Here is a 17,981-nt window from a genome sequence, read left to right as displayed (position 1 = left end):
ACAGCACCTTATTTTATGCATAATGTACATTATTTTTTATTTGCCTTTTTGCAGCTGATAAAATATTGGAACGATTGAATAAACGTGGTTGCTGTTTCAAGAGGCAAAAGGCTTTTATATATTCGTTTTGAATCTCTTTTACAATAATCGTTCGTTGAGTAATTTTTCCGGTATTTGATAAATAAATTATTTCAACTGGAAATTTCTCTTCTTTAGACCTTTGTAGTAAACCATTCATCATATCAACTCCTTTCTTTATATTATATGCAAACACACGTTCTTTTTATACTGGAAAATCGAACATATTTTCGTATAATAAGGATATGATATTAAAAAAGGATGGGAATTATGATTAGAGTTTGTGATAAAACTTCGTATTCTGTAGAGAAACCTATACTTCATACACATCAATTGGACGAGATTAATCAAACCATTTATGAGGCAATGGAAAATAATAAAGAACTTGTTTTTACTTACTTCGAAAAAGGAGATATGAAGCTTTATGTAGGCAAAATTCATTATATTGATTTGATAAAGCAGGAACTTCGACTTATGGATCTACAAGGGGATGTATTTTATTTGAAATATAAAGATATTCTTAGAGTTGATTTTCATGAGTAACAGATATCACATCATGTATGTTTACTGGAAGGGTCAAAATAAATTAATAAAGGTAATGGATTGGAAAGAGGCTAGAATGATTAACTTTACGATTGATGAAATTGATAAGAATAATTTAGATGCTGAGTTGAGGGAGTATATACGTTCTATTAAAAACGAGATTGAGGATGGGAAATACAATTATAAAATTTGAATGCCTGATATCCATTTAGAATTCACACCAAAAACATCACGATTTTTTAACACCTTATAAAATATGCCCCTCTATTTAGTTGGCATTTAAAATTTACTTGTCAACTAATTGAGGGGCTAGTTAAATTTTGTGAAAAAATGTAAGCTAAATAAATGATAGTTTAACCTATAAATCAATTGCAGAGATTAAAAATTGATGGCCTGTACAAGTTTACCGGCATTTTCCTTTGGATCTTTTGCAAGACTAATTTCACTTATGACGGCTACACCATCGCCCCCGCTTTTAATAATAGGTGCTGCATTTTCCGAAGTAATTCCGCCAATTCCCACAATTGGGATCTCAATCTCCTTGATCCGAACTTCATTTATCAAACTTGTCCCTTGAGGGGTTTTTGCATCTTCCTTCGATTTCGTTGGATAAATAGGTCCGATCCCAACATAATCCGCCCCTTCTTTAATTGCTTTTTTTACTTCTTCTAGGTTATGTGTTGAAACTCCTAGAATTTTATCGCCAATTTTCTGTCTTACCTCTTTGGCAGATGCATCGTCCTGACCAATGTGTACACCATCTGCATCTAGTTGAAGGGCTAACTCGACATCATCATTTACAATAAAAGGGATATTGTTTTCTTTGCAAATCGCTTGTAATTGCTTGGCAAAGTGAAATTTTTCATCACCGCTATAGGCACCTTTTCCTTTTTCCCTGTACTGAAAGATTGTGATTCCACCTTTAATGGCTTGTTCCAAAACACTTGCAGGTTCAGAGGTGCAATTATTACTTCCCATAATGAAATATACGTTCAGTAGCTTCCTCATCTTGTCGTTTGAAATTCTTGGCATCTATTTTTCACCTCTTTGTCGACGTTGGTATGCCCAATGATTTGTAGGACCGTGACCCCCGCCAATTTCCAGGTCATCTTCAATGGCGGCTTGGATAAATTGTTTTGCCGTTTTAACTGCATCCTTCACTGCTTTTCCTTTTGCAAGTTCAGCTGTTAGTGCCGCAGCAAAAGTACATCCTGTCCCATGAGTATTTTTTGTTTCCATCCGTTTCCCATTAAAATAAGTAAATTCTTCGCCGTCATATAGGATGTCTATTAGCTCTTCTTCATCACTATGTCCACCCTTCATGACAACATGCTTGACACCTAGCTTATGCAATCGTTTCGCTGCTTCTAAACGATCATCTATTGATTGAATACTCATCTCAGCAAGAACTTCTGCCTCCGGAATATTAGGTGTAATCACCATGGCTAAAGGAAGTAAATGTTCTTTCAACGCGAAGACAGCTTCATCCTGTAACAATGACGCTCCGCCTTTTGCAATCATTACTGGATCTACAACTACATTTTCCCATTTATACGTCTTGATACAATCTGAAACGGCACGGATAATTTCACTGCTAAATAACATCCCCGTTTTTACAGCATTCGCTCCAAGATCATGACCAATCGCCTCAATTTGCTTTATAACGGCTTCGACTGATAATGGATAGACACCATGAACACCAAGTGTATTTTGTGCAGTGACAGCTGTAATGGCTGACATTCCAAACACATCTAACTCTTGAAAGGTTTTCAAATCTGCTTGAATACCGGCTCCGCCTCCGCTATCTGATCCTGCTATTGTTAACGCTTTTCCTATTGTCATGATCTCACTCTCCCTCTACTTTTTACAATTTTTCAACCTTCATGCGAGCTTGTAAATCATCAGTTGAAATTTTCATTAATTGATTCAATAATTCAATTTGAAAGCTGCCTGGTCCCTCTTCAACAGTTATTTGTGCTGCTAGCTCTGCCGATACCCCGTAAGCTGCAAGAGCTGCAACCGACGCGGTGATCATGTCTTTTTCAACAGCTGAAAAAGCACCAATAATCGAGCTTAATAAACAGCCAGTCCCTGTTACTTTTGTTAGAATAGGATGACCATTTTGCACAACATAGGTTGTTTCTCCATCCGTTATCACATCATCCTTACCAGTAATAACGACCGTTGTTTGAAGTTTTTTTGCTGCCTTTTGGGCTAGTTCAACAATATCACCAGAACCTTCACCAGCATCTACACCTTTAATAGCCCAATCCTCACCAATGACATTTGCCACTTCGGCTGCGTTCCCTCTTAAAATGGAAATTTTTATCTCCTTAACAATGCGATGTGATGTTTCAGTACGGTAAGGAGTTGCACCCGCCCCAACAGGATCAAACACAACAGGTACACCATGTTGATTTGCTGATTTTCCAGCGATGATCATCGCGTCAATTTCATCAGGAGTAAGAGTTCCGATATTTAATACAAGAGCTCCTGCTATTTTGGCCATATCTCCGACTTCTTCTTTTGCATAAGCCATGACTGGTGATGCTCCTAATGCTAAAAGGCCATTTGCGACAAAATTTGTGACTACCACATTTGTTATATTATGAACAAGTGGATTCGTATTTCTAACATGTACTAACGCATTTATGAATTGTGTTCGTTCCATTTGCTTTATCCCCTTTCCTTTTCTACATAACAAGACCGCCGTCTACATATAGAGTTTGCCCTGTCATAAATTTGCTCCAATCTGAAGCTAAGAATAAGACTGGACCTTCGATATCACTTGGTGAAGCAAGCCGTCTCAATGGTGTTTGGGAAATGATCATTTCCTTTACTTCTTCTTTGGTATCACGGCTTGCATCGGTTGGATAGACAAGTCCTGGTGCTACACAATTTACTCTAATTCCAAAAGGCCCAAGTTCAGCAGCTAAGTTTCTGCTATACCCTGCAACAGCACTTTTTGCTGTTGTATAATCTGGGTATGGTACGATAGGTCGTTCAACTAAATTGCTGACCATGTTAATAATGCTTCCTTGAACTCGTTTTTTCATAGCTGGAATGATGGCCTGGCATAGATAATGAGTAGACCGTAGTGCACCATCTATTTGATCCTGATAATCATCCCAAGTGAGCTGCCACGCTAATTTTCGCTGATCAGGATTAAACGTATAGGGTCTAAAGGCATTGTTTACGACCACATCAATTTTACCTGTTTCTAGTAGGATTTCATCGATCATATCCTTAACAGCTTGCTCCTGCGTAACATCAGCTTGAATAGCCCATGAATCTCCGCCAAGCTCGATACAAGCTGACACGACTTCATCAGCTGCTGATTTATTTTTCGCATAATTCACGACAACAGTAGCCCCTTCTCTGGCAAAACCCTTTGCAAGGGATGCCCCGATTCCGCGGCTTGATCCTGTGACAAGTACAACTTTGTTTTGAAATTTCATTTCATATCTCCTGTTATTTTTTCGGAAGTAATTCCTCTGTTACAATGTCCTTCATGTTCAGTGTGTTTTTAACCAGCCCTAATCTTTTATACGTATCTGCGGCCTTTTGTAACATCTCAATGTCAAAGGTGCCTAACCCTCTTTCCTCAGTTGTTGTTGAGACGCTTGAATCGTTACGAATCTTAATAATTTCTAAGTTATTCGCTTGATCCTTCCCATCAATGGCATATGTCACAGCTAAAGAAGCAGCTTCATCCGGGTTATTTATCATCCATTCAGCACTATTTCGATAACCTGTTAAAAAGCTTTGTAAAAGCTCCTTTTTCTTCTGATATGTTTGCTCTGTCACCACAAATACATCACTTGGAAAGTTTAAATAGTCCTTAACCTCCATGACATTTACTTCACCAAGACCCTTTTGTTTACCGGTAAATAAACCAGTATCTGTTGCTGCTGTTGCATCCACTTGACCTTGCATTAACGGAGCAAAGTTTAAGACCCCGGTTTCAACAATCTTCACGTCTTCTTCTGTTAAGCCTGCCTCATGCAGTAATACTAATAAATTTTGTCTTGTTCCGCTTGACAGGCTATATACACCTATTGTTTTCCCTTTTAAATCCTCTGGCTTCTTAATGTTTTTTTCTTTTAATGAAACAATATTAAATACATTCTGAGGATAGATATTGTAGATCACTCTTAGTTTTTCCCCTTGATCTAAGGCGAAAAATAATGAACCTGGATCAGTAAAAGCAATGTCAGCTTGACCAGATAGAATATTTTTAATAGCATCTCCACCACCTGCACCAGGAATAAAGGTCATGTTTAACCCTTGTTCTTTAAAAAACCCTTTTTCCTCCTCTACAAGCAGATTGGTTTGTTCTGAAATTGGTTTGCTCCAGCTTGCGACTCGAATCGATTCCAGTGTTTCCTCTTTTGCCTTTGGATTATCCTGTGTTGTTTCATTTGAACCTTGGTTACATGCTGTTAAGACCGTGACGAATGTTAAGATAAAAACCATCATAATTTTCTTCATATTCTGTTCTTTTTCTCCTTCTTTTTTGGCTTTAAAAGCCATCTTTCCAGTAACCGGGCTGCTTCATAGAGAACCATCCCTAAAAGTGTAAGTAATACTAGAACCGCAAACATCAGAGGTGTATCCATCATCCCTTGTGAAGCAATAATCATTGCTCCTAGTCCCTCACTGCCTCCAATAAATTCACCAACAACTGCTCCAACAACCGCTAATACAACCGCGACACGAAATCCGGCTAAAATACTGGGTAAGCCTGACGGAAGTTTAAGATGAAGTAATGTTTGCCATCTCGTTGCATGTAAAACACGAAATAGTTCTTTTTTATTTGGATCTGTTTGTTGAATAGACGTAATCGTGTTTTCTAGCAGTGGAAAAAAGCATATAAGCGCCGTGATAACGACTTTAGATGTCATCCCAAAGCCAAACCATAAAATAAATAACGGTGCCAGCGCCAACTTTGGTACAGCCTGACTTGCAATGACATATGGAAGAAGAATTTTTCTTAAGAATTGTATTTCCCCCATGATAATACCCGCGATTAAACCTAATAGACTTCCAAAGAAAAGTCCTAGAATAACCTCTAAAGATGTACGATAAAGATGTGGCAAGAGATAACCAGATACTATTCCATCCCATAGAACAGACAAGACCACTGAAGGAGCCGGTAAAATAAGCTCTGACATCGTACCTGCGACAAGCTCCCATATGATCATGAGGAAAAGGAACAGTAAAAATGAATAAAGTCTGAAATGTTTCATCCTTTCCCTCCATTCATGGCATTTCTTACCTTTAAGCAATGCTCATTAAACAAAAAGCTGTACCGATCAGACGCTTTCCGCGGCTTCGGTAGTGACACAGTTAATTCAAATGTAATTTCTCCGGACTCCATGACTGCAACATGATCCGATAAATAGACTGCTTCAGCAATATCATGAGTAATAAATAACACCGTCATCTTTTGATCCTGACAAAGTGCTAGTAAATCGTCCTGCAAGTCTTCCCTAGTTATGGCATCTAATGCTGCAAAAGGCTCATCTAAAAATAACATCGAAGGATGATGAATCAACGCACGTGCAATCGCAACTCTACTCTGCTGTCCTCCTGATAGTTCTGATGGATAATAATGATCATAATCAGGTAGCCTCATCATCCTCAATAAGGTCGCTGCTCTTTCACGGTCTTGTTTGGTCGGTTTTCTTTTTAGTGAAATTGGCAACAGTACATTATCAATGACTGTTTTCCACTCCAAAAGTGTCGGAGCTTGAAAAACAAAACCAATTTCAGCAGAAGGTTTAATGATTTTCTTATTTCCTAAATAAACGGCTCCCTTGTTTGGTTGCAGAAGCCCTGATGCTATTTTTAATAATGTTGTTTTCCCACACCCGCTTCGACCTAATAAACTATGAAATTCTCCTTTTTTTATCTCCAAAGTTGTTTGATTAATAATTGTTTTTTCATTTTCATAACTATAGGTTACGTTGTCCATCTTTAAAAAACTCATGCTGTCATCTCCTAATCTACATAAGAAGCAAGATCTTCTGCATATTCCTCTGCATGGTGTTCAAGATCAACCATATTCACTAAATCTAGTAAATTAAAACGCCCATCATGATGCCACGCTGCTTCTGGAGATGTCATATTTCCAAGACCTGTTATCCGTGTTACACCCGCACTTCCTAATAAGTCAGAGATTTGAAAGAGCTCCTCTGGTGAAGCTGCGATCCCAACGGTTTGTAAATATGATCGGGAAGTCTCAATGTATGGCAAGATATCAAATAACTCGTCCACCTCAACAACTCTGATGACACGGTTTAAACAACTTGGTGTTAATTCCCGATCGTCCCGATCAAAAACAACCGCCCAGGCATTATGTTGTTCTCCAAGGATTTCTTTATCCTGGTTCGTAAATAAATTAAACTCTTCCTTCTGTCTCCATTCGGCAAGAGTTGCTGCTTCTTCTATTGAAAGACTTCTGCGCGGATACCTCTTTGCAAAGCTTTCTAATTCATGCGCTAAATATCTAGCAAACTCTCTCGGTTCTACATTCCCGCCTTTTTGCACATAAAACACATGTGGGGAGTAACAACCCTGTTGATCATATCGAATCACATCATACGCGGCATCCCGAACCGTTTTCCATACTTTACGAGAGTCGAGACTAACCCTTGAAACAATACCAAAGCTAATTTTGTGACCAAATGGCAGGAAGCGTGTGGTAATTGGAATACGGCTTTTGATTGATTCCAGTGCTTGATTTCCACCATAAGCAAGCACAATATCTGCTTGTTGAAAAATACGTCGCTCCTTTTCCTCGTCACCGCCCTTCCACCAAATGACTGCTAAGCAATCGGCAAGTCTTGGCTCTACTTCGACAATCATCTTAGCAAACCAGCCTGCAAATAAGGGTTCCGCACTGGGTAGTTTGCCAATGGTGCCTGATTTAACGATCAGACTTGAAATGAAGCTCCAAAGCGGAAGCGCAGGAACATTCCCAGCCCAGACTTGAACTGTTACATTTGCCCCCACAGCCTTAGAGAACCCTCTTTTCGTTCTCGGCTGAAAATCGTCTAATAGCAATGGATTACCAAAATCCTCTACGATAAAACGCTGCAAATTCTGTTTGCGAAATGTTTTTAAATAGTTTGTTAATCCGATTCTAATTAATTCCTTGTCATATCCTGTGACAATTGGCAGGAGCTCTTCGGCTTTTTGACGATAGGGATTAGAGCGATCTAGAAGCTGCTCAATAACCTTATCAATTATTTCTATTATTTGTGTTACTGTCATTGACTTAAGCACTGAAACAGATGACTCTTTAACTCCTTCTATCACTTCATCGAGTTGTTGTTGTGATAATAGAGGAACCTGAACGTCTAACCTTCCAGTATCAGATTCAAAAGTTAACGTTTTATATTCTACTTCTCCCCCGAGGGAGCTAGGAAGATAGCCTGCTATTTCGTTCATTGAATGGGCCCCTTTGCAGCCCTTATAAACTCATCTACAGCAATTGAGCATCCTTTTGCCTCTGCTCCTTGTACTCGACCTAATAATAAAAAGCCTTCCTCTTTCTCCACTCCAAGATCTTCAGTTAAAATGGTTGTAACTGAATTGAAGTTTGCCAAGTCACAATGAACAAGGACACCTTTTTCTCCTTTGGCAACGTCTTCCCCTGTTAATGGATTGATCACTCTTGTACGAATCCAATGTGGACCTGATTTTACTGATGGAACCATGCTATTTCCGTTATCATAAAATTGCGTACTAAGTTCAGTCATTCCATACATATTGATACAATCTGACTTTTCAACCCCTAGTAATGTTGAAAGTTGAGTATAAAACGTCTCTAAATCAAGCTCTTTTGATTTATTCTTAAAGCCGCCGGTATCTAGAATTCTACTTCCTGATGGAAGGCGGAATGATCTTCCCCTTGCTTGTAATTCATCAAACAAGTGAACAAAGCTAAAAGATGCACCGAGGAGGGCAAATGGTTGACCTGATTTTTCAGCTTGTTCTAATGCAAACAATAATTCCTCAACTTGCAAGCCTTGATCATTGACAAAGTATTGACTATCACTTGTCCCATATTCTTTAAATGCTAATGCTAGATAATGTGATAGAGATGAATTCGGCATTTCCTCTTCAGTTGGAAAGAGGATACCCATTTTTATTCGATCATGCCCCTTCATAAAACGGTCCTTAAAGTTTTTTAACATCGATTGATTGTAAACCTCTAATGTTGGATGGTAATGCTTCCCTCTAATGCCTTTCGTTGTTCCGCTAGTCATATACACATCCTCTGATTGTTCAGGGTCCTCACAGCTTAAGGTGAGCTCCTTAAATGCATTAATGGGTACTGCAGGGATATCCTTCCAATTTCTAACCATTCTAGGTGTTTTTCCTTTTTGACGACAATACATTTGAAATGGTGTGTTATTTGTGTATTGGTAACGAAATAATTGTAATGCTAGATCATTAAAGGCTTCTTCAGAAGAATCCTTAGCTTTAATAAAATGCAGAACACGATCTACGATTTCTTGTCTCAATTCGTCATACCCTCTTTCTTGATATCATTCTTAGTTGAACGTAAGGGATGTACTCAATTTGCTATGTATTTTTTAGAAAAATAAAAAGAGCACTTTGCAAGCGCAAAGTGCTCATAGTTTCACTACTCACATTCCCTACGCTGGCATTATCCAACAGGTTAAAACGGTCAGCAACGGAATAGTTGCAATCTCAGCCAGTTTCCACCAGCCCCCGAAAGATATTAATATTTTAAAGGTAGTTTACTTAATTTTCGTATAAAAAACAAGAGATAAGTCATTAAACTTGAAGCTCTAAAGAAAGATTAAGTGAAGTTTAATGCTACAAATAATAGAATTTAAAGAAAATTGGTCTCACCCACTATTGTATGAGGACTGCAGCAGTTCATTAAGTCAGACCCCTTTACAAAACTTTTTAAGTGTTAGCTCCATAATCGTTCAAAAGTGATTTCATTGCCATCAGATTTTAAAAGATATATGTCAGGGTTACTAAGACTGGACCATTCAGCAAAACCAAATTCCTTATTATAATGGTTTAATAGTAAAGACATTACATTTCCATGTGTCACAATGATGGTATTTTCAAATTCACTTTTCAAAACGTTATCAACAACTTCTACTATTCGTTTTAGCGCCTCTTTGCTGGACTCTCCACCTTCAAACTTTATATGAAAATCCTCAAATGTTTGTTTTAATTTCTCAAACCAATCCGAAAGTTGGTTAGTGCTGAGTACACGTTCTTTTAATAGGCTATCTATTTCTATCTCAATATTTAACTGATTTGCAAGTGGTTGTATTGTTTGAATAGCACGCTTATACGGACTTGAAATGATGCGATCAACTGTAATATTATCAAAAAAATCAGCTAAATCATTGGATTGTTTTAAACCTCTTTCCGTAAGTGGTGATTCGGGCGGCTGCCCTACAGCTTCACAATGCCTGATAATATAAATGTTCTTCAATTGTGCCACTCCTTTATTTCCGTTTTTTTAATGTTCATTCATATTCGCAGGAACTTTTTATCTATTAAAGTTTAACTATATTGCTGGCTTAGTAAGGAGAAAGTCTTACCGCCCTGGATTATATACTTTCATTAATTTCGATACTAAATCATAACTATAAAGATAGGGGTTCAAATTTACTGAAAAAGGAGTTGTTTTTTTGTATCCATATTATTATTATCGAGTGAACAACTGGGGACATCTTTTACATTTATTAAACCAAAGTTTATACGCTGAAGAAATGGTTTGTGCTATGAGCTCTGAACTTTTCCATATACCAGAAACCAAAGATTTAAAAGGGAATCGCGAAATGCATGATCATCTAGTTCCTGCTTCCTATCATCGCGTTACTGCAGTAGGTTCATCACAGAGACTTGTTAATGGAGAGCAACAACAATCCATTGTAGAAACACTAGCAGCTTGTATAAAAAATGCTGAAAATCAAGATAAAAAAGTACGTGATGGTTTAAAAACGATGGAGGAAAATGCAAGCCCTGAATATAAGCTGTTTATGAAAGTAATTATCAAATGGCAAGAACAAGCAGAATCCTATTTAAATCAAGCAAAAAAATCATTGCAAACGATGGGAGTTTCATTATCTACCGAAAGTGGACAGCAAAATGGAGATTACAATTATTGAGTAATTTATCAGGTTGGTACTAGCAACCAACCTTTTTATTGAATGTTTATAACTAAGCTTTCCTTAGATAAGACAAATGAACTAGCTTAAATGTAGAAACACTCCTGTTTGTTCAGTAATAGAAGATTAATTGTCATTAAAATAAATTAACCGTTTTTTAAGAATAATACTCAAGGGATTTGTTGTTATATTTTGAGTTAAAAATCACGTAGTTTTCGATCTACTATCAAGTTTTTTAGAACAAGAAAAACATAAAAAGCCAGCACTTAAAACTAAACAAAAAGGAATAAACCCCAAAATAGGCATTATTATTGCCCAGAACAACAGATATGCACTTATAGCAAATAAAAGCCAACTAGAAATTAGGAGAAAACTAGAGAGAAAATCTATCATAATGATATCACCAAGTTTAAATTTTTTTAATATTAAGTTACTTTGATTATACCATATACAGTAATCCCCATATGTGTGACCTTGGCTTTGCATATTGAACAGCAAACTAAAAAGCCAATCATCCGTAAATGATTGGCTTACTTCTATTAATCTATTGCAACACAGGTGCTTCTCGATGGTTCGTTCCTTCTTGATAAGAGTAAGCTAACTTAATTAAAGTTGGTTCATCAAACTCTTTACCTAGCAGCTCCATTCCAATTGGTAACCCATCATCACTAAATCCAACTGGGACCGACATAGCCGGGAATCCAGAGAACGGACTTAATCGATTCGCATTACCTGCACCTTGTCCTCCACCTACAGTTGCTGGCAATGCATTTGATGTAGGGTAAACTAGTGCATCAAGGTCATGTTCATTGAAGGTTGTCATTAAGCTTTCCTTTGCAAGCTTTGGACGATTCGCCATGATATCAAGATACTCCTCATTCGTCTCTAATGGTCCCATATTATCCCTTGAGATTAATGAGTTTTTCAAACTTGGGTGATATTTTCCGCTATTAATAATATCGGTCAGTGATTTCACAGGTGCATCAGGTCCAAGTGATGCTAGATAATCATTCAATTGAGACTTAAATTCATACGAGCTTAAACTTGGGTAGGCAAGAATTTCATTAAGATTTGGGATTGTCACCTCATATACTTCAGCACCAAGTTTTTCCATGTCTGCAATGGCCTGGTCCATCGCTTTAATTACTTGCAGGTCATTTCCAAATAGATCTCGAACAACCCCGATTTTAGCATTCTTTAACCCATTTTTCTTAAGATAATGTGTATAGGTTTTAGGAACCTTTCCAATGCTTTCTTCTGTAACAGGATCAGCTGGATCATAACCAGCAATGGCATCGAGAACAACAGCTGCATCTTCAACAGTACGAGCTATTGGTCCACCAACATCCTGTGTTAGCGCAAGTGGAATGATGCCATCACGGCTAGCTAGCCCCATTGTTGGGCGAATTCCAACAAGGTTATTAAATGAAGAAGGAATCCTAATTGACCCACCCGTATCTGTCCCAAGTCCGACCGTTGCAAAATTAGAAGCTACCGCAGCTGCCGTTCCTCCACTAGAGCCACCGGGATATTTTGTTAAATCATATGGATTATACGTTTGTCCACCTAAAGAACTGTAGGTCTGAAAGCCAAAAGCAAATTCATGAAGATTGGCTTTTCCTAAAATGATGGCCCCTTCTTCTCTTAACTTCTGAGTTTGAAAAGCATCGTCTAAAGGAATTGACCCTTCAAGAGATAATGATCCAGCTGTAGTAGGCATATCGTATGTATCATAGTTATCTTTTAAAATAACGGGAATTCCATGTAAACTACCACGGACTTTTCCTGTCTTTCGTTCCACATCAAGTTGCTTTGCCTCTGAAAGAACATCATCATCAATTGTAATGATAGAGTTGATAGAATCATCGTATTCATCAATTCGGTCCAAATAGTATTGAACCAACTCCTCGGATGTGAGAGCCCCTTTTTGCATCTCATGTTGCAATTCAAAGATGGTTGCTTCCTCGATTTCAACTGATAAAGCTTTTTCAACAGCAGGAATTGCTGTATTAGGTGCTGCTCCAACTGGAACCGCAAATAAACTTCCCGCTACTACTAAACTAGTAATAAATGCGGCCGACTTTTTATACCATTTCCCCATCTTTTAACCTCCCTTTATTTGTAAGACACTTTTAATATATCAAGACTGCTGATTGTTGTCTCTAATAATGAGAGAGTATATAACATAGAGAAGGAATAATGATACAAAAGTATTACCTTTTATTTGAATCTGATAGAGTTAATAGTACCGTAAGGAGTAGTCCTAAATGCTTAGTCATAAAAAAAGAATTACTTAATGCTGTAGAATGAGGATATAAAGAGGCTACAGAAAATATAAAATTCCTGTAGTCTCTTTTATATCCCTATTCCTTTTTACAAGCAAACACAATTAGACGAATTCCATATCGAATTTATTTGTAACTATTTGTTAAATTCTCTGTCTCTATCTTCTTCTCCCATCCTTCCAAATATCCTTCCTCTATCAATGAAATCAACCCTAATAAAGCACCCCAATGATAATAGCGATCACTCGTCCGTTTATCACAGCCCTCTCCTGTATCAGAGTTGTAATTTTCATGAATATGACCATGCTCTTTCCATTCTTTTAGTAATAAGTCTTTAGACTTTCGGACTAAATCTTTTCTAGCCTCAGGAAGGTTATAATTTCTTAACCCTAAGTAGACAAGAAAGTTCATTGGTGCCCAAATTCTTCCTCTCCAATATTCTTGATCAGGATAGGCTTTATCATTTCGTGAAATAGAAGGTAATATCCATTCGCCATAAAATTCATTTTCATTAAAAAAATGTTCATCTATGATACGCTCCGCTTGTTCCTGTGTAGGAACATTTCCTAGTAGAACATAAAAATTGGTCGGTGAAATGCGATGGCTGAATTCACCATTGTCAGTCAATCTATTATAATAAAAGCCTTCCTTTTCATCCCATAGGTCCTGCAAAAGATTTGATATTATTTTTGCTCTATTTTCTAACATTGCTTTTTCTTCATTCCTACCTAAAATCCCACAAATATCGGCAAGAGTGTTACAGTCCATAATATAAAGGCTATTTAGGCCAACATCATGCAATTTCATCATGTGATTTTCAGGGTCAAAAGCAATCTCATCATACATTGGGGAATTATCTAAACCTGATTCAAGTGCTCCACCGAACGTATCGTTCACTCCGGCTGTCTCCCAATAATTATCAAATATCGGCTTATAAGGTGTCGATCCCCATGATAATAGCGGACCGTTTTTACGATTTTCAAACCACCAATGATTCCATTCAAGAAGATTGTCCACAACCTCTTCAAGAAGCCATTTATCACCAAACTTTCGATATAACTCACGTATAATAAGGGAACCAACAGGCGGTTGGGAGCGATCAAGACTTTTAAAACCTGTTCCCCATGCACAATTTGGAACAAATCCGGCATCCGTTTTCTCCCTTGTTATCTCTATTGCATTTGCATATGCTAGCGCCTTATGATCTAAAGATGCCATGTAGGCTGCAAAGTAATTATCCCAGCAAAATAATGCATACCCGCCATGATTGCAATTCCAAATTCGGCTTACAGGCGTAACAACACGGTCATGTGAAGGGTCGTAAATTGTATCCCATGCCATACAGGTTTGAAGGGCGTCATAAACATCATTTAAACCTCCAAACAATTCCTTTCTTTCTTCATGCTTTTGTTTTTGCATATCAATGATCTTCTGAATCTCAGTTATTTCTCTATATAATCCAGTTGAAAACCCAACAATTGAATCTAGTTTAAGTGCGATATAGGGTGTCTGGGTTTGAACATTATGCTCTACTGCAATTTCACCAATTCCATAACCAGTAACTTTTCGTTTATTTGATGTCCAGATTAAATGGCCATTTTCCTGTGAAACATATCCTTCCTTATTCCATAACACCCCGGACTCTATAATTAAAGCGGGGGTTTTTCTCGTTTGTTGAAGTGGTGTAACCAAAATTACTAGATCTTCGTTTATGTGAGCTGATTCAACCTTTAGCTCGATCCCTTTCCATGCAACCTTTAAACATGTATAAGATCCATCGTAGGCATGTGAGCTGGGAATAACCGTCTCTGCTCCCCTTTCTAACCTTCCTATTAATGCTTCCTTTAAATAGGCTCCTTCAGAATATTCCTTAATCCCAATATTAATAGCAAACCCTTCAGGTAATAATACATGTGAAAGAACACTTCTTGTATTCCATGTATTCCAGCCCTTAGCTAAGTTTTCTTTTAAAGTTTGATAGTTTTCTGCCATGAAAATACCTCCACCTTTCGTTTTTATTTTAAAAAGCAAACAAGCAGGCAGGCTTTAAAACCTGCCTGCTATCGTTATTTAGCACCAAGTGATTTAAGGTATTCATAACTTTGTAGGACCGCTTCATCTCCAGCTATTTCCAGTGTTGTATGACCGTTAAAACCGCCACTAACAAGTTCTTGATAAACACCTGCAATGTCGATTGCACCTGTGCCAAGGGCAATCGTGCTCATCCCACAACCAAATACGGTTCCCCGCTGTGCCTCCATTTCTTTCGGAAGGTCCTTCCAATGGACATGCTTGATCTTACTAGCAAATACTTTCGTCATTTCCACTGGATCTGTTCCGCCCAGCCAGCAGTTTCCGGTATCAAGGTTTACTCCAAGATGATCAGGATTCCCAAGTCCATGGATGAGCTTTTCCATGCCGGAAATAGAATCAGTTAATTCCCCATGATTCTCAAGTAACAAGGTTACACCATGATCCTTCGCAATCCGTAAAGGTTCATAAAGCTTTTCCATCACCGTGAAAACCTTCTGATCCTCCGTCATGTTATGGCCAAACTCTGTGGATGGTTCTCCTTCGGTTGTCACGACGTATTCTACTCCAATTGCCGCCGCTGCACGTATAGCCTTTATAATCTGGGAAGTTCCATAACGCCAAGGTGCGGTTGGATCTAATAGATTTGCGTGTGCGCAATATGTTGTAATCGTCAAACCCTGCTCTTCAAACATTCGTTTCAAATCGTAAGGATTGCCGTCCAGGCTGGCTGTTGCGGCAAAACCAAATTCAACACCTAGCTGTCCTCCATCACGATTATCTGTTATATCTGCATATTGAAAGCCCAAATCATGGATGCGCTTTAATTGATGCTCCAACACAGAAAACGGATCGACTAACGCAAAACAACCTACAGTGATCGTCATCTTATATTCCTCCTATAAAATGTTTCATAGATACTGAATAAATGCTTAACCTGATATTGTTTTCCAAATCTTTTTTAATTTTTCTTCCTGTACTTGACCGTCATGAACATAAAATGTGTAGTTTAATTGTAAAGTCTCTCCTATATTTAACACGTACGGCTCATTAAATAAGAATCCTGCTGACAAAAACTGCATGTCTTTATAGTCATAGATTAATTTCGGTGAAGGATGCCGCAGGTTTGACGGATGATCAATCAGACAGATACCAGCCCATTGTTCTTCAATATAGCCGTCAAGCTTTCCCGAATAATCACACCATTTGAATGATTTAGAAAACGCATCATCTGCAGCATAAACACCTAAATCTGTTGTAATCACCGGCCCAAGAAAGTTGCGGTTTAACCGGCATGATAATCCAGCATATCCTCCCCAAGGCGATTCTTTTGTATTCTCGGTTCTATCAAGAGTAACGGGTCCATCTTCAGGAACAAAAGAGCCTTGCCAATGCACTAGGTAACCTTCATCACCGTGTTCGATTCGGACCACTCGATTTTCTTTTAATAACTTCTTTCCCTCATAGGTAAGATAAGAAAGCTTTTGCTCAAAACCTATATTTCCTTCCATAGGAACAAATGACTCTGTAACAGCAACATTTTTCTTCCCGTGATACATAGATTCCCAGAAGTTCAAACCATTAATATACTTCCAAGAAAAAAACATTCCAGGATGCCACGGATGATCCCATGGGCGATAAAGGGTAATTGTATGACCACCCTTTGTTTTGACTAGACGAAAAGAAGGATTTGGATCTTCCGCAGCACCATAAACATATTCTAATATTTTGGTAGAACCCAACCTCACTTCCCAAAGCGACTCATTTTCGTAATAGGTTGATTGAAACTCCATATGAGACCTCACTTTCTAGTCCTATAATAAGGGACCTATTTTTCTATCTTTTTTTACTGGCACACCATTATTGCCAGAAGCATACATCATTTCTACAAGTTCAATTGTTTTTATGATTTCTTGACCGTCTGTTTCTGGCCGTGTTTGATTGGTAATGCTTTCAATAAAGTGTTTCAGTTGGTTTGTTTGTGGATGAGTGACCATACCTTGTGTTAAATTTTTTACATCCACACGTTCATAGTCAGTATTTTGCTGTGATGAACGCTTTGCTGAACGAATCCATAACCCAGTTTTCCCTTGGTATGGGCCAAAGAACATTGTGCCATCTTCCCCGTATATATACAGCATGCCATTGTCCGGCGGATCAAAAGGTGTATAGCCTGTAAATAAATGGCCTAATGCACCATTTTCAAACTTGAATTGGCACATCGCCCAGTTCTCTGCACCGTTAGAAGACCAGTCATCCGTGTATCGTTGATTTGTGTAGACTTCTTCAACTTCACCGATTATATATCGAAGTGCATCTACATTATGAATCGCTAGGCTGGTGATTGCCCCCCCGCCTGCTAATTCTCCATTATAGATCCAGCTCCCTTTTGGAAAAGAAGGTCTAAAATTAAGTAACCATTCTGTTCGAACCGCTTGGATGACCCCCAATTCCATACTGTCTACAATTGATTTCGCAGCTACACACCATGGAGTATATCGCCAGTTTTGTGCAACCATTAATGTTTTGTTATTTCGTTCTGCTGCTTCGATCATTTTGCTGCATTCTTCACTTGTACGTGCCATCGGTTTTTCAATAAGCACATGTTTGTCAAGATTAAGTGCTCGAATTGTCAAAGAGGCATGTAGTTGATGAGGAACCGCTAAGATCACGGCATCCATTTCTCCTTTGGCAAAGAACTCGTTGATGTCTGAAAAAGTGTTACATTCTCCTTCAAACTCCTTTAGTTTTTCAGCATCTAAATCACAAACAGCAGACAATTCAGCATCTTGATTTTCTCTTATCGCTCGAACATGCTGCTGTCCGGGCCACCCAAGGCCGACAAGTCCAAATTTCATTATCTTTTCCCCCT

The 17,981-nt window shown here is 38.2% G+C and carries 19 protein-coding genes and 1 riboswitch; of the genes, 3 read left to right on the top strand and 16 right to left on the bottom strand.

What is annotated here, in order from left to right; all coding sequences use genetic code 11:
- Positions 1 to 13: 13 nt before the first annotated feature.
- The gene (locus AC4GZ8_RS21415) at positions 14 to 238 is read right to left on the bottom strand and encodes a hypothetical protein (RefSeq protein WP_491083941.1); all 225 of its coding nucleotides are present in this window, start codon (positions 236 to 238) and stop codon (positions 14 to 16) included.
- Between the two features lie 110 nt (positions 239 to 348).
- Between AC4GZ8_RS21415 and AC4GZ8_RS21410 the strand changes: the two genes are divergently transcribed.
- Both AC4GZ8_RS21410 and AC4GZ8_RS21405 read left to right on the top strand, forming a co-directional pair.
- Positions 349 to 621, top strand: coding sequence for a YolD-like family protein (locus AC4GZ8_RS21410; protein WP_491083940.1), 273 nt, complete (start codon positions 349 to 351; stop codon positions 619 to 621).
- The gene (locus AC4GZ8_RS21405; RefSeq protein ID WP_491083939.1) at positions 614 to 814 is read left to right on the top strand and encodes a hypothetical protein; all 201 of its coding nucleotides are present in this window, start codon (positions 614 to 616) and stop codon (positions 812 to 814) included. The genes AC4GZ8_RS21410 and AC4GZ8_RS21405 overlap by 8 nt, the downstream gene beginning before the upstream one ends.
- 185 nt (positions 815 to 999) lie before the next feature.
- On the opposite strand, the gene thiE is transcribed toward AC4GZ8_RS21405, so the two are convergent.
- From thiE to AC4GZ8_RS21355, 10 genes are all read right to left on the bottom strand, one after another.
- The gene (gene thiE, locus AC4GZ8_RS21400; protein ID WP_491083938.1) at positions 1,000 to 1,653 is read right to left on the bottom strand and encodes a thiamine phosphate synthase; all 654 of its coding nucleotides are present in this window, start codon (positions 1,651 to 1,653) and stop codon (positions 1,000 to 1,002) included.
- Positions 1,654 to 2,463, bottom strand: a complete 810-nt coding sequence (thiD, locus tag AC4GZ8_RS21395; protein ID WP_491083937.1) for a bifunctional hydroxymethylpyrimidine kinase/phosphomethylpyrimidine kinase — start codon at positions 2,461 to 2,463, stop codon at positions 1,654 to 1,656. It lies immediately after the preceding gene.
- Positions 2,464 to 2,485: 22 nt separating this feature from the next.
- On the bottom strand, positions 2,486 to 3,292 hold the full coding sequence (thiM, locus tag AC4GZ8_RS21390; protein ID WP_491083936.1) for a hydroxyethylthiazole kinase: 807 nt from the start codon (positions 3,290 to 3,292) through the stop codon (positions 2,486 to 2,488).
- A 22-nt stretch (positions 3,293 to 3,314) separates the two neighbouring features.
- Positions 3,315 to 4,079 carry an SDR family oxidoreductase gene (locus tag AC4GZ8_RS21385; RefSeq protein WP_491083935.1) on the bottom strand — a complete coding sequence of 255 codons (765 nt, stop codon included), beginning with the start codon at positions 4,077 to 4,079 and terminating at the stop codon, positions 3,315 to 3,317.
- 13 nt (positions 4,080 to 4,092) lie between these two features.
- Positions 4,093 to 5,112: an ABC transporter substrate-binding protein gene (locus AC4GZ8_RS21380; RefSeq protein WP_491083934.1), complete on the bottom strand. Its 1,020-nt coding sequence runs from the start codon at positions 5,110 to 5,112 to the stop codon at positions 4,093 to 4,095.
- Positions 5,109 to 5,870, bottom strand: a complete 762-nt coding sequence (locus AC4GZ8_RS21375) for an ABC transporter permease (RefSeq protein ID WP_491083933.1) — start codon at positions 5,868 to 5,870, stop codon at positions 5,109 to 5,111. Before AC4GZ8_RS21375 ends, AC4GZ8_RS21380 begins: the two co-directional genes overlap by 4 nt.
- Complete coding sequence (locus tag AC4GZ8_RS21370) at positions 5,867 to 6,613, bottom strand: ABC transporter ATP-binding protein (RefSeq protein ID WP_491083932.1); 747 nt, start codon at positions 6,611 to 6,613, stop codon at positions 5,867 to 5,869. Before AC4GZ8_RS21370 ends, AC4GZ8_RS21375 begins: the two co-directional genes overlap by 4 nt.
- Positions 6,614 to 6,624: 11 nt before the next feature.
- A complete protein-coding gene (locus AC4GZ8_RS21365) occupies positions 6,625 to 8,076 on the bottom strand; it encodes an acyl-CoA reductase (RefSeq protein WP_491083931.1) in 1,452 nt (483 codons plus the stop codon).
- The gene (locus tag AC4GZ8_RS21360) at positions 8,073 to 9,155 is read right to left on the bottom strand and encodes a LuxE/PaaK family acyltransferase (RefSeq protein WP_491083930.1); all 1,083 of its coding nucleotides are present in this window, start codon (positions 9,153 to 9,155) and stop codon (positions 8,073 to 8,075) included. The genes AC4GZ8_RS21365 and AC4GZ8_RS21360 overlap by 4 nt, the downstream gene beginning before the upstream one ends.
- A gap of 115 nt (positions 9,156 to 9,270) precedes the next feature.
- Positions 9,271 to 9,380, bottom strand: a riboswitch (TPP riboswitch).
- A gap of 194 nt (positions 9,381 to 9,574) precedes the next feature.
- Entirely contained in the window at positions 9,575 to 10,123 is a 549-nt protein-coding gene (locus tag AC4GZ8_RS21355; protein WP_491083929.1) for a histidine phosphatase family protein, read from the bottom strand.
- A gap of 190 nt (positions 10,124 to 10,313) precedes the next feature.
- Between AC4GZ8_RS21355 and AC4GZ8_RS21350 the strand changes: the two genes are divergently transcribed.
- Complete coding sequence (locus AC4GZ8_RS21350; protein WP_491083928.1) at positions 10,314 to 10,793, top strand: hypothetical protein; 480 nt, start codon at positions 10,314 to 10,316, stop codon at positions 10,791 to 10,793.
- Positions 10,794 to 11,337: 544 nt separating this feature from the next.
- Here AC4GZ8_RS21350 and AC4GZ8_RS21345 read toward each other — a convergent pair.
- The 5 genes from AC4GZ8_RS21345 to AC4GZ8_RS21325 all read right to left on the bottom strand — a co-directional run bounded on the left by AC4GZ8_RS21345 (position 11,338) and on the right by AC4GZ8_RS21325 (position 17,967).
- Positions 11,338 to 12,894, bottom strand: a complete 1,557-nt coding sequence (locus AC4GZ8_RS21345; protein WP_491083927.1) for an amidase — start codon at positions 12,892 to 12,894, stop codon at positions 11,338 to 11,340.
- Between the two features lie 310 nt (positions 12,895 to 13,204).
- Positions 13,205 to 15,070 carry an MGH1-like glycoside hydrolase domain-containing protein gene (locus AC4GZ8_RS21340; RefSeq protein WP_491083926.1) on the bottom strand — a complete coding sequence of 622 codons (1,866 nt, stop codon included), beginning with the start codon at positions 15,068 to 15,070 and terminating at the stop codon, positions 13,205 to 13,207.
- Positions 15,071 to 15,144: 74 nt separating this feature from the next.
- Complete coding sequence (locus AC4GZ8_RS21335) at positions 15,145 to 15,996, bottom strand: sugar phosphate isomerase/epimerase family protein (RefSeq protein WP_491083925.1); 852 nt, start codon at positions 15,994 to 15,996, stop codon at positions 15,145 to 15,147.
- Positions 15,997 to 16,041: 45 nt separating this feature from the next.
- Positions 16,042 to 16,902: a DUF6807 domain-containing protein gene (locus AC4GZ8_RS21330; RefSeq protein ID WP_491083924.1), complete on the bottom strand. Its 861-nt coding sequence runs from the start codon at positions 16,900 to 16,902 to the stop codon at positions 16,042 to 16,044.
- A gap of 21 nt (positions 16,903 to 16,923) precedes the next feature.
- Positions 16,924 to 17,967 carry a Gfo/Idh/MocA family protein gene (locus AC4GZ8_RS21325; protein WP_491083923.1) on the bottom strand — a complete coding sequence of 348 codons (1,044 nt, stop codon included), beginning with the start codon at positions 17,965 to 17,967 and terminating at the stop codon, positions 16,924 to 16,926.
- Between the last annotated feature and the right edge of the window lie 14 nt (positions 17,968 to 17,981).

Source organism: Metabacillus sp. RB-C-LZQ-3-1 (assembly GCF_058315175.1).
The sequence above is the reverse complement of the archived record's forward strand: the minus strand, read 5'-3'. Positions and strand labels throughout refer to the sequence as shown.

Bases quoted from the DNA above. Each gene is read 5' to 3' on its own strand.
- AC4GZ8_RS21405 (WP_491083939.1), top strand. From the start codon at position 614: ATGAGTAACAGATATCACATCATGTATGTTTACTGGAAGGGTCAAAAT.
- AC4GZ8_RS21385 (WP_491083935.1), bottom strand. From the start codon at position 4,079: ATGAAATTTCAAAACAAAGTTGTACTTGTCACAGGATCAAGCCGCGGA.
- thiD (WP_491083937.1), bottom strand. From the start codon at position 2,463: ATGACAATAGGAAAAGCGTTAACAATAGCAGGATCAGATAGCGGAGGC.
- AC4GZ8_RS21340 (WP_491083926.1), bottom strand. From the start codon at position 15,070: ATGGCAGAAAACTATCAAACTTTAAAAGAAAACTTAGCTAAGGGCTGG.
- thiM (WP_491083936.1), bottom strand. From the start codon at position 3,292: ATGGAACGAACACAATTCATAAATGCGTTAGTACATGTTAGAAATACG.
- AC4GZ8_RS21335 (WP_491083925.1), bottom strand. From the start codon at position 15,996: ATGACGATCACTGTAGGTTGTTTTGCGTTAGTCGATCCGTTTTCTGTG.
- AC4GZ8_RS21415 (WP_491083941.1), bottom strand. From the start codon at position 238: ATGAATGGTTTACTACAAAGGTCTAAAGAAGAGAAATTTCCAGTTGAA.
- AC4GZ8_RS21410 (WP_491083940.1), top strand. From the start codon at position 349: ATGATTAGAGTTTGTGATAAAACTTCGTATTCTGTAGAGAAACCTATA.
- AC4GZ8_RS21375 (WP_491083933.1), bottom strand. From the start codon at position 5,870: ATGAAACATTTCAGACTTTATTCATTTTTACTGTTCCTTTTCCTCATG.
- thiE (WP_491083938.1), bottom strand. From the start codon at position 1,653: ATGCCAAGAATTTCAAACGACAAGATGAGGAAGCTACTGAACGTATAT.
- AC4GZ8_RS21345 (WP_491083927.1), bottom strand. From the start codon at position 12,894: ATGGGGAAATGGTATAAAAAGTCGGCCGCATTTATTACTAGTTTAGTA.
- AC4GZ8_RS21365 (WP_491083931.1), bottom strand. From the start codon at position 8,076: ATGAACGAAATAGCAGGCTATCTTCCTAGCTCCCTCGGGGGAGAAGTA.
- AC4GZ8_RS21370 (WP_491083932.1), bottom strand. From the start codon at position 6,613: ATGAGTTTTTTAAAGATGGACAACGTAACCTATAGTTATGAAAATGAA.
- AC4GZ8_RS21325 (WP_491083923.1), bottom strand. From the start codon at position 17,967: ATGAAATTTGGACTTGTCGGCCTTGGGTGGCCCGGACAGCAGCATGTT.
- AC4GZ8_RS21380 (WP_491083934.1), bottom strand. From the start codon at position 5,112: ATGAAGAAAATTATGATGGTTTTTATCTTAACATTCGTCACGGTCTTA.
- AC4GZ8_RS21330 (WP_491083924.1), bottom strand. From the start codon at position 16,902: ATGGAGTTTCAATCAACCTATTACGAAAATGAGTCGCTTTGGGAAGTG.